Below are 12,444 nucleotides of genomic sequence, written 5' to 3' on the forward strand. Positions count from 1 at the left end.
TGTCGACACATGAGCGATCACGTCACCCCCGACGGTCCGGCGCAACCTGCCGCCGCATCGGCGCACCTGTCCGATCTTCCCACCGCGGGGCAGCATGGTTCCAGCAATCTGGGCGGGCTGGTCCTGGGGGCGATCGGGGTCGTCTATGGCGACATCGGAACCTCTCCGATCTATGCGATGCGCGAATCGCTGCACGCCGCGTCGCGCGACGGGCTGTCGCCGGATGATGTGGTGGGGGTGATCTCGCTGCTGATCTGGACGCTGATCTCGATCGTCAGCTTCAAGTACGTGGCCCTGATCATGCGCGCCGACAACCGGGGCGAGGGCGGCACGCTGAGCCTGGTGACCCTGATCCAGCAGGCACTTGGCAAGCGGCCCGTCTGGCTGATGGTGCTGGGAATGATCGGCATATCGCTGTTCTTCGGGGACGCGATCATCACACCCGCCATGTCGGTCCTGTCCGCGGTCGAGGGGCTGACCATCGTGGCCCCCGCCTTCGGCCCCTACGTGGTGCCCGTCACGCTGGCCATCATCACCGGGCTGTTCATCGTCCAGCGGTGGGGCACGGGGGCGGTGTCGATCCTGTTCGGGCCGATCATGGTCACTTGGTTCGTCGTCATGGCGGTGATGGGGCTGTCCCATATCGGCGACGACTGGTCGATCCTGCGCGCGCTCAGCCCCGTGCATGCCGGGGCGTTCCTGGTCACGAACAAGCTGGCCTCGCTGATCGTCTTGGGATCGGTCTTCCTGGCCGTCACCGGAGGAGAGGCGCTTTATGCCGACATGGGCCATTTCGGGCGTCGCCCGATCCGCATGGCCTGGGTGCTGCTGGTCTGGCCCGCCCTGACGCTCAGCTATTTGGGGCAGGGGGCGATGATCCTGGCTCATCCCGACCGGGTGACGAACCCGTTCTTCCTGATGGCGCCGCCCTGGGCGCTGCTGCTCCTGGTGATCCTGGCAACGATGGCCACGGTCATCGCCAGCCAGGCGGTCATCTCGGGCGCGTTCTCGATGATCAAGCAGGCGGTGCGCATGAACCTGCTGCCCCGGCTGGAGATCCTGCACACCTCCGAGACCCAGGAAGGGCAGATCTACCTGCCCAAGATCAACGCGATCCTGGCCATCGGCGTGGTCGTCCTGGTGGTGGTGTTCGGGTCGTCCTCGGACCTGGCCGCGGCCTACGGCATCGCGGTGACGGGGGACATGGTCATCACCACCATCCTGGCCTCGGTCGTGTTCCTGCGGGTCTGGCGCTGGCCCCTGATGCTGGTCGCCGTGGTGGTCACGCCGCTGCTGGCGCTGGAACTGCTGTTCCTGGGATCGAACGCGATCAAGATCCCGAACGGGGGCTGGGTGCCGATCATGATGGCCGCCGTGATGATCGTGCTGATGTGGACCTGGATCCGCGGCACCCGCCACGTCCAGGCCCAGGCCCGGCGCAGCGCCACCCCCACGGCCGCGCTGATAGAGATGCTGGCCCGGTCTGACCGGCTGGTCGAGGTGCCCGGCACCGCCGTCTTCCTGACCGCGGAACCCGATATCGCGCCGGCCGCGCTGCTGCACAACCTCAAGCACAACCATGTCCTGCACGAGACGAACATCATCGTCTGCGTGACCGTGGCGACGCGCCCCTATGTCGCCGACAACGATCGCCTGACGGTGACGCGCCTGTCCGACCGCTTCATCCGGATCGACATGTGCTTCGGCTACATGGAGGAGACGAACCTTCCCAAGGCTCTGACCCTGGCCCGCAAGGAAGGCGTGCGCTTCGACATCATGTCGACGTCCTTCTTCCTCAGCCGCCGCACGTTCCGCCCCGGCAAGACGCGCGAACTGCCCGCCTGGCAGGAGACGCTTTTCGTGTCCCTGTCCAAATCCGCTGCGAACGCCACCGACTTCTATCATCTACCCAGCAGCCGCGTGATCGTCCTGGGTCAGCAACTGCTGATCTGACGCGGCGCCGGGTCTGGATCGCCCGGCATCGACATCGCGCGGAGGCTGGTGGATGGTGGGCCCCGGCAGGACGCGGATGGCGCGAGGAGAGGACTGACATGATCGATTTCACCCTGGACCCCCGGTTGGAGGACATCCGCCGCCGTACCCGTGATTTCGTTGATACCCATATCCTGCCGGTCGAGGCCGACCGCGCCAACTGGGACGATCATGACAACATTGCCGATGCGCCCCTGCAGGCGCTGCGCGCGCGTGCGCGGGCGGCGGGTCTGTGGTGCCCGCAGGTGCCGCAGGCCCTGGGCGGCATGGGCCTGCCTGTCACCGGCCGCGCGGTGATGTACGAGGAGGCGAACCGCTCGATCTTCGGGCCCGCGGTCTTCAACTGCGCGGCCCCCGATGACGGGAACATGGACATCCTGGCCCGCGTCGGCACCCCCGATCAGCAGGCGCGCTGGCTGGCGCCGCTGGTCGCGGGCGAGGTGCGATCATCCTTCGTGATGACCGAACCCGCGCCGGGTGGCGGGTCCGACCCCGGCATGATCGGCACGACGGCGGTGCGGCATGGCGATGTCTGGCGCGTGACGGGTCGCAAGTGGTTCATCACCGGGGCCGAGGGGGCGGCGCATTTCATCCTGATCGCGCGCACCGACCCCAATCCCGACGAAAAGCGCCGCCATCTGACGGCGTTCCTGTTCCATCGCGACCAGCCCGGCTGGAAGATCCTGCGCCGCATCGCCATCATGGGCCCTGAGGAGCATGGCGGCCATTGCGAGCTGGAGTTCGACGGGCTGGAGATCCCCGACGAGAACCGCCTGATGGGCGTGGGCGACGGGCTGAAGGTCACGCAGATCCGGCTTGGCACCGCGCGGCTGACCCACTGCATGCGCTGGCTGGGCCTGGCCAAGCGCGCGATGGCCGAGGCGCAGGCCTATGTCGATGCGCGCGAGGGCTTCGGCATCCGGCTGGCCGACCGGGAATCGGTGCGGCTGATGCTGGGCGGCGTGGCGCTGAACATTCAGATCGGGCGGCTGCTGACGATGAATGCGGCCTGGGCGCTGGATCAGGGCAGCCATGCCCGCAAGGAGGTGTCGATGGCCAAGCTGCATGTCGCCGACACGCTGCATCAGGCCGCCGACGTGGCCATCCAGCTGAACGGCGCGCGGGGATACAGCCGCGACACGGTGCTGGAATGGATCTATCGCTATGCCCGGCAGGCGCGGCTGGTCGATGGCGCCTCCGAGGTGCACCGGATGGTGCTGGCCGATGCCTATGCGCGCGAGGGGGACGACTTCTGGGGCTGGGGCGCATGAGCCTGACGGATAACGCTGCACTTGACGCGTGGCTGGCGGCGACGCTGGACCTGCCCGGCGCGCGGGTCACCGCCGCGGACAAGCTGTCTGGCGGCGCGATCCAGGAGAACTGGGCGGTGACGGTCACGGCGGACGGGATGTCGCGCCGCCTGGTGATCCGCCGCGACGCCCCCGCGACCATCGCCGCCAGCCGGTCTCGGGCAGAGGAATATGCGATCATCGCCGCGGCCCACCGCGCGGGCGTGCGCGTGCCCGAACCCCTGGGCTTCTGCGATGACGCCTCGGTCATCGGCGCGCCCTTCGCGGCGATGGCCTGGGTGGGCGGCACGGGCTATGGCCCCAAGGTCGTGCGCGACGCCAGCCTGGGCGGCGACCGCGAGGCCTTGGGCCGCGACCTGGGCCGCCAGCTGGCGCTGATCCACAGGATCGATCCCGGCCCGGCGCTGGCAAGGGTCCTGGGGCCGCGCCCCGCCGATCCGGCCCTGCAGGCGGTGGCGGGGCTGCGCGGCTGGCTGGATGCGCGGCCCGCGCCGCGACCGGGCCTGGAATGGGCGCTGCGTTGGACCGAGCGCCACGCGCCGGCGCCCGACAGGGTGACCCTGACACATCAGGATTTCCGCACCGGAAATTTTCTGGTCGATGCTGATGGGCTGACGGCAGTTCTGGACTGGGAATTCGCCGCCTGGTCGGACCCGGCCTGCGATCTGGGGTGGTTCTGCGCGGAATGCTGGCGGTTCTCGCGCCCCGATCTGGACGGTGGCGGCATCGCCAGCCGCGAGGCCGTCCTGTCGGGCTATGCCGCCGCCGGTGGCATTGTCCCCGAACCCGGCCGCGTGCGGTGGTGGGAGGTCATGGCCCATATCAGGTGGGCCGTGATCGCCCTGCAGCAGGGCGACCGCCACGACAGCGGGGCCGAACGTTCGCTGCATCTGGCGCTGACGGGGCGCATCTCCGACACGCTGGAATACCGCCTGCTGCAGATGACCGCGCCGGAGGCCGCATGAGCGACGCACTGGACCTGATCGCGGAGGCCGAGGCGACCCTGCGCCGGGACATCGCCCCTGGCGGGCCGGATGCACGATACCACGCACTGCTGGCTGCCAATGCCCTTGCCATGGCGCAGCGAGAGCTGGCCCGCCCGTCGCAGGACGTGACCGCCGATGTGGCAGCGATCCGGGCGGGTGCGCATGACCATGACGCCGACCTGCATGCCCGCCTGCTGGCGGCCGCCCGGCTGCGCGCCTGGATCGCCGACCCCACCACCGCCGAGGAGCCCGCATGAGCATGGATCGTTTCCGCCTGGACGGGCGCGTGGCGCTGGTGACCGGGGCATCGGGCGCGCTTGGCGCGGAATTCGCGCGCGTGCTGTCGGATGCCGGCGCGCGGGTGGTCCTGGCCGCGCGGCGGGTGGAGGCCATGCAGGTGCTGGCGCGGCAGCTGACCGATGCGCATGTCACCGCGTTGGACGTGACCGATCCGGACAGCGTGCGCCGCGCCGTAGACGGGGCCGAGGCCTGGGCCGGCACCCCGGTCGACCTGCTGGTGAACAACAGCGGCATCGCCATTCCCGGTGCGTCGCTGGAACAGTCCGACCAGGACTGGGCGCGGGTGATGGGCGTCAATCTGGACGGGGTACGGCGGATGTCGGTGGCGGTGGCCGCAAGGCTGGTCGAGGCTGGGCGGCGCGGGGCCATCGTCAATGTCGCCTCGATCCTGGGGCTGCGGCAGGGGGCGGGGGTCTCCGCCTATGCCACGTCCAAGGCCGCACTGATCCAGCTGACCAAACAGCACGCCCTGGAATGGGCGCGCCATGGCATCCGCGTAAACGCACTGGCCCCCGGCTATGTCGAGACCGACATCAACCGCAATTTCTTTGCCACCGAGCATGGCCAGGCCCAGATCCGCCGCATTCCGCAGCGGCGGTTGGGGCAGGCCGCCGATCTGGCCGGGCCGCTGCTGCTGCTTGCCTCTGACGCGGGGGCGTTCATGACCGGATCGGTCCTGGTGGCCGATGGCGGCCACCTGCTGTCCCCGCTATAGACGCAATCCCCACGCCCACCGGTGCAAGGGGCGCGGAATGGGCTAGCGGCCAGTCGGGGGCACAAAGCCCGCCTCGGCCTCGATCCGTTCGGCGACCAGGTGCTGCAACGTCCAGATGTAATCGTCCTCGATGCCCCATTCGGCCAGTCCGCGCGCGGTGCGCAGCAGGTATTCGGCGCCCGAGCCCGCAGCGCCTGCAGCGGTCGCCAGCAGCCGCGCCTGCTCCTCGACCGGAAGGCGCGCCACGGGGGCGTCGACCGGATCGGCATAGAAGGTCAGCGCGGATTCGACCCCGCGATCGGTGCGCACCTGGATCCAGCAGGCATTCGCGGCCAGCTCGTGCGCGACCAGTTCGCGGCGCAGGATGGCGCGCATGGATTCGACCTCGGTCCCTTCGGCGATGTCCAGCACCAGCCCGTCGCAGGTGCCGCCCGATGCCAGCGCGAGCATCAGGCCGGGCCGTTCTGGCGTGCCGCGGAAATGGTCCAGCGTCAGCGAAAAATCACGGTGCCAGCCGATCGCCGTGGCGCGGCGGCGGTCCTGCACCGCAAAGCCCGGATTCCAGATCAGCGACCCATAGGCGAAGATCGGTATCGGGCCCGTCCGCCCCTGCATCAGCCGCACGGCCAACGCGTCCAGGTCGCCATCCTCCAGCATCCGCCAGGCGGGGTTGTAAAGCAGCCCCTCGGCGGGGGCGACGCTGGCGACGTGGTGATCGCTCAACGACAGGGTGCGGGCCTTGGGCATCATCCCTCCGGTGTGGCGTGTCTGGCGCAGGTTTTGACCGTCATCCGCCAGGCGTCAACCGCCAAACCTGTCCGCGTCACGACGTCGCGCGCAAATCGGGCGGTTTCGCGGGCCGCCTGCCTGCACGGGCTTCACCCTGCGCGCGATGGCGGCTAGAACGGGGGCAAGGGGCATTCCGGTTGCCCAGACACGCAAATAACCCAAAGGCGCATCCCATGGCCGACGATCTGCTGAACAGCTTTACCTCCGGCCCCGACGATCAGGGGCGCTTTGGCATCTATGGCGGCCGCTTCGTGTCCGAGACGCTGATGCCGCTGATCCTGGACCTGGAGGCGGAATACGAACGCGCCAAGACCGACCCGTCCTTCTGGGCGCAGATGGACGACCTGTGGACGCATTACGTCGGCCGGCCCAGCCCGCTCTATTTCGCGGAACGCATGACCCAGCACCTGGGCGGCGCCAAGATCTACATGAAGCGCGACGAGCTGAACCACACCGGCGCGCACAAGATCAACAATGTGCTGGGCCAGATCCTGCTGGCGATCCGCATGGGCAAGACGCGCATCATCGCGGAAACCGGCGCGGGCCAGCACGGGGTCGCGACGGCCACCGTCTGCGCGCGGTTCGGCCTGAAATGCGTGGTCTACATGGGCGCGCATGACGTGGAACGCCAGTCGCCCAACGTCTTCCGCATGCGCCTGCTGGGGGCCGAGGTGATCCCGGTCACGTCGGGGCGCGGCACGCTGAAGGACGCGATGAACGACGCGCTGCGCGATTGGGTGACCAACGTGCGCGATACGTTCTATTGCATCGGCACGGTTGCGGGGCCCCATCCCTATCCGGCGATGGTGCGCGATTTCCAGTCGATCATCGGCAAGGAGGTCCGCGAGCAGATCATGCCGCGCGAGGGGCGCCTGCCCGACACGATCATCGCGGCCATCGGCGGCGGGTCGAACGCGATGGGCCTGTTCTATCCGTTCCTGAACGACAAGGACGTGCGCATCATCGGCGTCGAGGCCGGTGGCAAGGGCGTGGACGACCGGATGGAGCATTGCGCCAGCCTGTCGGGCGGCCGCGCCGGCGTCCTGCACGGGAACCGCACGTATCTGCTGCAGGACGATGACGGCCAGATCCTGGAGGGTCATTCGATCAGCGCGGGCCTGGACTATCCGGGCATCGGGCCGGAACACGCCTGGCTGAAGGACATCGGCCGCGCCGAATATGTCAGCATCACGGACGACGAGGCGCTTGGCGCGTTCCAGCTGTGCTGCGCGCTGGAAGGCATCATTCCCGCGCTGGAGCCCAGCCATGCGCTGGCGCATGTCATCAAGATCGCGCCGGACCTGCCCGCCGACCACATCATCGTGATGAACATGTGCGGGCGAGGCGACAAGGACATCTTCACCGTCGCTAAGCATCTGGGTCAGGACCTGAAGACCTGATCAGCGCGTCAGCAGCAGGATGTTCAGGTCCGATTCCAGCATCGGCAGGGGCATCAGGATGCGTGCCCGGGTCGGGCTGACGACCTCGACCATGCCGACCTCGGGGACGCGCTGCGGCGTGGCCGCGGGGTCGATGCTGTCGGGCAGGTCGGCATAGGGCGGGGCGGTATCGCCGGCGATGTAGCCTGTGCCCAGATAGGCCTGTGCCCCGTCCAGATCGCCGATCATGCCCTGCATCCGCTGTGAGCCGCTCAGTTTCACGAACCCGCCGTCGGTGTCGATGCGACAGCGGAACGGCTGATAGACGACCAGAGGCAACCCGCCGCCCAGCTTCAGCATCCGGCATGACCAGTCGCCGGGCAGCAGGGCCGCGACCTGATCGGCGGGCAGGGGGCGGCCTGCCAGACCCTGCATCAGCACGGCCAGATCGTCCGGGGTTCCCTGCGCAAGGGCGCCCCTCAGCGTGCGTCCGGCCACCGCATCGACCTGCTCCAGCCGGATGCGGTCTTCGGCGCGGATGATGGGTGCAAGGTCGGGGCCGAAGGCCGCGGCGGGTGTCGCGGCCAGCGCCGCGATCAGGATCGCCGTCCTAGTCCGCATCGGTCCCGGCATGGCGCTTCAACAGTTCCAGCGGCACGATCTCCAGCGCGCGTTTGTGCGTGGATTCCAGCACCACGGTCGGCGCGGCGAATTCCTGTGCCGCCTGCAGAAAGCGGCTGGCGCACAGGCACCAGCGCTGGCCGGCCTTCAGCCCCGCAAAGCCGTATTCCGGCCGCGGGGTCGTCAGGTCATTGCCCAGATAGCGCGACATCGCCAGGAATTCGTCGGTCAGGATCACGCAGACCGTGTGACTGCCCCGGTCCTCGGGCCCGGTGTCGCAGCAGCCGTTGCGAAAGAATCCGGTCATCGGCTTGGTCGAACAGGGCTGCAAGACGCCGCCCAGCACATTGATCGAAGCGTCCATGGGGTCTCCTTTGCGCCCAGCCTAGGCGCAGCCGGGCGCCGGGGAAAGTCACAACTGCTTCGGCTGCCAGTCGGTCCAGCGCCCATGAAAATCCGCGCGGCCAAGCGACCAGTCGCGCCGGGTGCCGTCCCACAGCGTCAGGTCCAGCGCCGCGCCCTCGCCACCATCGGCCTCCATCCGCAGATGGGCCACGGGGGCCGACGGGGTCGCGGTCCGGCCTGCGTGGGAGAGTGCGTCCGTGCAGGCCTGCGCCGTCGCGGGTGGAAAATACTGGGCCGCGACGGTGTGATAGACCAGCGTCAGCCGGTCCGGCACCGGCTTGGCCAACCGGTCGGCCAGCCAGGCACCCGCATCGCCACGGTCGACCTGCGGCGGGTCCCGCCGGGCCAGGTCCAGCGCCGCCCGCAGGCGCGCCATGCGGTCATGCTGATCGGCCCAGCAATAGGCCATCAGCCTCAGCCCGTCGCGATCCGGGTCCAGCGGGTTCAGGTCGACCCCGCGACGGCTGGCAACCGTCACCGACCCCTGCGCCATCGCGCCCCGCCATTCGGGTGTCAGCACCACGCCGGTTTCCCCCGTACCCAGGTGATAGCGGTCGAAATTCAGGTTCAATCCGGCCGACGCCCCCAGCTCCAGCAGCCGCAGCGGCAGGGGTGACAGCGCGCTGAGGAACCGTGCGGCGCCGATCAGGGCCGCGGACCGGGCGACCTCGTTCGTCTGCGGGGGGCTGTCCAGCCATGACAGGATGGTTTCCGCATGATCGTCCAGCACGCGGCGCAGCAGGGCCGGGTCCACAACGCCGCCGTCATAAGCGCGTGCAAGGTCAGGGGCCTGCCCGGTCAACACCAGCGCATGCAGCGCCCCGCACAGGCGCAGGGGCAGCGAATCCGCCGCGGTCGACGGATCGCCCGTCCAGCCCAGCACGCGGTCGGCGACCGGTCCGGCGGCCAGAACCTGGGGCAGGGTCCGACACAGCTGTGCCGTCAGCGGTGAGCCAAGCGCGGCACAGGCGCGGGCCTGATGGGCAAAGGCCGCGGCGACCGTCATTTGAACCGGTCGCTCAGCGCGCGCAGGCGGTCGGTCAGGGTGACGGGCTGGGGCGCGGGGTCCGGTTTCGGCGCGGGCGGTCGTGCGGGTTTCGGGGCTGGGGCCTCGGTCCCGCTGTTGCGTGCCGGTGCGGTGCGGTTCGCCACCGCGTTCTGGAACCGGCCGCCATCGCCGGCCGCCAGCGCCGGGGCGCCGTCCGAGATGCCGCGCAACAGGTCGTCCAGCCAGTCCTGCTCTGCCTTGGCAAAGTCGGACAGCACATAGGACGCGACCTTGTCCTTGTGCCCCGGATGCCCGATGCCAAGCCGCACCCGTCCGTATTCCGCGCCGATATGCTGGTGGATCGAGCGCAGCCCGTTGTGGCCCGCATGCCCGCCGCCCTGCTTGACGCGGCACTTGCCGGGCGCCAGGTCCAGTTCGTCATGCAGCACGATGACGTCGGCGGGCGGCAGCTTCAGATAGCGCGCGGCCTCTCCGACGGACTGGCCGGACAGGTTCATGAAGGTCTGGGGCTTGAGCAGCGTGACGCGCATGTCGCCAAGGCGGCCGTCTGCGGCCATGCCTTGAAACCGGGCGCGCCACGGGGTGAAATCGTGGTCCGCGGCGATCCGGTCCAAGGCCAGAAACCCGATGTTGTGACGATTGGCCGCATATTTCGCGCCGGGATTGCCCAGCCCCACGATCAGCTTCACGGCTGCCTCCTGTCCGCCCGCCGGGGGCGATTTGCGTTCCATCCCTTGCGGCTGTCCTTGCCCGTTACTAAGACTCTGTCAACACTTCGCGGGTAAGACAGGGACAAGTGCCCGGTCGAATCGCGGGGACAGGGGCGAACAGGCAAGGACAGAAGATGAGCGATCCGGCAGAATTCTACATGAACACCCTGGTGCCGATGGTGGTCGAACAGACCTCGCGCGGGGAACGGGCCTATGACATCTTCTCGCGTCTACTGAAGGAGCGCATCATCTTCGTCTCGGGCCCCGTCCATGACGGGATGTCGACGCTGATCTGCGCGCAGTTGCTGTTCCTTGAGGCGGAGAACCCGTCCAAGGATATCAGCATGTATATCAACAGCCCCGGCGGTGTCGTGACCTCGGGTCTGTCGATCTATGACACCATGCAGTACATCAAGCCGCGCGTCTCGACGCTGGTGGTGGGGCAGGCGGCCAGCATGGGCTCGCTTCTTCTGGCGGCCGGAGAGCCGGGGCTGCGCTATTCGCTGCCGAACAGCCGCGTGATGGTCCACCAGCCATCGGGCGGATACCAGGGCCAGGCCACCGACATCCTGATCCATGCGCGCGAAACCGAAAAGCTGAAGCGTCGCCTGAACGAGATCTATGTCCATCACACCGGCAAATCTCTGACCGAGGTCGAGGAGGCGCTGGAGCGCGACCGCTTCATGACCGCGGACGAGGCGAAGGACTGGGGCCTGATCGACGAGGTCGTGGCTCCGCGCGGCAAGGCCATCCCGGAGAAGAAATAGCTTTGATGGGGATTGTGACGGGCCGGACTGGCCCGTAACATGGCGTGAATGACCCGCGGCGGCCGATCCGCCGCGGAAACCCGAAGATGCGGCGCGCGGAAACCCGATCCCGCCGTCGCCCGCCCCGCGTCCTTGCGGGACGGCAGTCAAGGAAATGGACGATGGCGAACCAGTCCGGCAGCGACAGCAAGAACACGCTCTATTGCAGCTTCTGCGGCAAGAGCCAGCACGAGGTCCGCAAGCTGATTGCGGGACCGACCGTGTTCATCTGCGACGAATGCGTCGAACTGTGCATGGACATCATCCGCGAAGAGACCAAGACCAGCGGTCTGAAGTCCGGCGACGGCGTGCCCACCCCGCGGGAGATTTGCGGTGTGCTGGATGATTACGTCATCGGGCAGGAGCATGCCAAGCGCGTGCTGTCCGTGGCCGTGCACAACCATTACAAGCGTCTGAACCACGGCTCCAAGACCGACATCGAGCTGGCCAAGTCGAACATCCTGCTGATCGGGCCGACCGGTTGCGGCAAGACGCTGTTGGCGCAGACCTTGGCGCGCATTCTGGACGTGCCCTTCACGATGGCGGACGCGACCACGCTGACCGAGGCGGGCTATGTCGGCGAGGATGTCGAGAACATCATCCTGAAGCTGCTGCAGTCGTCCGAATACAACGTCGAGCGGGCACAGCGCGGCATCGTCTATATCGACGAGGTCGACAAGATCACCCGCAAGTCGGACAACCCGTCCATCACCCGTGACGTGTCCGGCGAGGGCGTGCAGCAGGCCTTGCTGAAGATCATGGAGGGTACGGTCGCCTCGGTTCCCCCGCAGGGCGGGCGCAAGCATCCCCAGCAGGAGTTCCTGCAGGTCGACACGACCAACATCCTGTTCATCTGCGGCGGCGCATTTGCCGGTCTGGACCGCATCATCGCACAGCGCAACAAGGGCACGGCGATGGGCTTTGGCGCCTCGGTCAAGGAAACGGGTGATCAGGGCGTCGGCGAGCTGTTCAAGGAACTGGAGCCCGAGGATCTGCTGAAGTTCGGCCTGATCCCGGAATTCGTCGGACGTCTGCCGGTCATCGCGACCCTGACCGACCTGGACGAGGAGGCGCTGATCATCATCCTGACCAAGCCGAAGAACGCCCTGGTCAAGCAGTACCAGCGCCTGTTCGACCTGGAAGGCGTTCAGCTGACCTTCACCGACGACGCGTTGACCGCCATCGCCAAGCGCGCGATCAAGCGCAAGACCGGTGCCCGCGGCCTGCGGTCGATCATGGAGGAGATTCTGCTGGACACCATGTTCGAACTGCCCGGACTGGACAGCGTTCAGGAGGTCGTGGTCAACGACGAGGCCGTGGACAACCCCACCGTCAAGCCCCTGCTGATCCATGTCGATCCCAAGAAGGAAACCGCCTCGGCCGGGTGATCGGGGCGTCCGCGCAAGGCTGGACCTTGCGCTT

The 12,444-nt window shown here is 68.0% G+C and carries 13 protein-coding genes; 8 read left to right on the top strand and 5 right to left on the bottom strand.

The genetic code is table 11. From position 1 onward, the window contains the following. The first annotated feature begins 9 nt into the window (after positions 1-9). From FHD67_RS06080 to FHD67_RS06100, 5 genes are all read left to right on the top strand, one after another. Positions 10-1,953 carry a potassium transporter Kup gene (locus FHD67_RS06080; protein ID WP_139598176.1) on the top strand — a complete coding sequence of 648 codons (1,944 nt, stop codon included), beginning with the start codon at positions 10-12 and terminating at the stop codon, positions 1,951-1,953. A 98-nt stretch (positions 1,954-2,051) separates the two neighbouring features. Next, the gene (locus FHD67_RS06085; protein WP_246071245.1) at positions 2,052-3,263 is read left to right on the top strand and encodes an acyl-CoA dehydrogenase family protein; all 1,212 of its coding nucleotides are present in this window, start codon (positions 2,052-2,054) and stop codon (positions 3,261-3,263) included. Beyond that, positions 3,260-4,267: a phosphotransferase family protein gene (locus FHD67_RS06090; RefSeq protein ID WP_139598177.1), complete on the top strand. Its 1,008-nt coding sequence runs from the start codon at positions 3,260-3,262 to the stop codon at positions 4,265-4,267. Before FHD67_RS06085 ends, FHD67_RS06090 begins: the two co-directional genes overlap by 4 nt. Further along, positions 4,264-4,545, top strand: coding sequence for a hypothetical protein (locus tag FHD67_RS06095; protein WP_127898665.1), 282 nt, complete (start codon positions 4,264-4,266; stop codon positions 4,543-4,545). The genes FHD67_RS06090 and FHD67_RS06095 overlap by 4 nt, the downstream gene beginning before the upstream one ends. Further along, positions 4,542-5,303 (top strand): SDR family NAD(P)-dependent oxidoreductase, encoded by a 762-nt coding sequence (locus FHD67_RS06100; RefSeq protein ID WP_246071246.1) that lies wholly within the window; start codon positions 4,542-4,544, stop codon positions 5,301-5,303. The genes FHD67_RS06095 and FHD67_RS06100 overlap by 4 nt, the downstream gene beginning before the upstream one ends. Before the next feature lie 42 nt (positions 5,304-5,345). Here FHD67_RS06100 and FHD67_RS06105 read toward each other — a convergent pair whose 3' ends face one another. Further along, positions 5,346-6,053, bottom strand: a complete 708-nt coding sequence (locus FHD67_RS06105) for a gamma-glutamylcyclotransferase (RefSeq protein WP_139598178.1) — start codon at positions 6,051-6,053, stop codon at positions 5,346-5,348. Between the two features lie 212 nt (positions 6,054-6,265). Between FHD67_RS06105 and trpB the strand changes: the two genes are divergently transcribed. Further along, positions 6,266-7,492, top strand: a complete 1,227-nt coding sequence (trpB, locus tag FHD67_RS06110) for a tryptophan synthase subunit beta (RefSeq protein ID WP_139598179.1) — start codon at positions 6,266-6,268, stop codon at positions 7,490-7,492. Here the strand turns inward: trpB and FHD67_RS06115 are convergent, their stop codons facing one another. From FHD67_RS06115 to pth, 4 genes are read right to left on the bottom strand one after another with little or no spacing between them, the layout of a single operon-like run. Continuing rightward, a complete protein-coding gene (locus FHD67_RS06115) occupies positions 7,493-8,092 on the bottom strand; it encodes a DUF4893 domain-containing protein (RefSeq protein ID WP_045999035.1) in 600 nt (199 codons plus the stop codon). It lies immediately after the preceding gene. Then, positions 8,082-8,456, bottom strand: a complete 375-nt coding sequence (locus tag FHD67_RS06120; RefSeq protein WP_045999036.1) for a DUF2237 family protein — start codon at positions 8,454-8,456, stop codon at positions 8,082-8,084. The genes FHD67_RS06115 and FHD67_RS06120 overlap by 11 nt, the downstream gene beginning before the upstream one ends. Before the next feature lie 48 nt (positions 8,457-8,504). Further along, positions 8,505-9,503, bottom strand: coding sequence for a DUF2332 domain-containing protein (locus tag FHD67_RS06125; protein WP_139598180.1), 999 nt, complete (start codon positions 9,501-9,503; stop codon positions 8,505-8,507). Beyond that, positions 9,500-10,195: an aminoacyl-tRNA hydrolase gene (pth, locus tag FHD67_RS06130; protein WP_139598233.1), complete on the bottom strand. Its 696-nt coding sequence runs from the start codon at positions 10,193-10,195 to the stop codon at positions 9,500-9,502. Before pth ends, FHD67_RS06125 begins: the two co-directional genes overlap by 4 nt. A 155-nt stretch (positions 10,196-10,350) precedes the next feature. Between pth and FHD67_RS06135 the strand changes: the two genes are divergently transcribed. Beyond that, positions 10,351-10,983: an ATP-dependent Clp protease proteolytic subunit gene (locus tag FHD67_RS06135; protein WP_139598181.1), complete on the top strand. Its 633-nt coding sequence runs from the start codon at positions 10,351-10,353 to the stop codon at positions 10,981-10,983. 161 nt (positions 10,984-11,144) lie between these two features. Continuing rightward, positions 11,145-12,410 (top strand): ATP-dependent Clp protease ATP-binding subunit ClpX, encoded by a 1,266-nt coding sequence (gene clpX, locus FHD67_RS06140; protein WP_139598182.1) that lies wholly within the window; start codon positions 11,145-11,147, stop codon positions 12,408-12,410. Positions 12,411-12,444: the final 34 nt, after the last annotated feature.

It is taken from the genome of Paracoccus haeundaensis (assembly GCF_006239215.1).
GTDB lineage: Bacteria > Pseudomonadota > Alphaproteobacteria > Rhodobacterales > Rhodobacteraceae > Paracoccus > Paracoccus marcusii.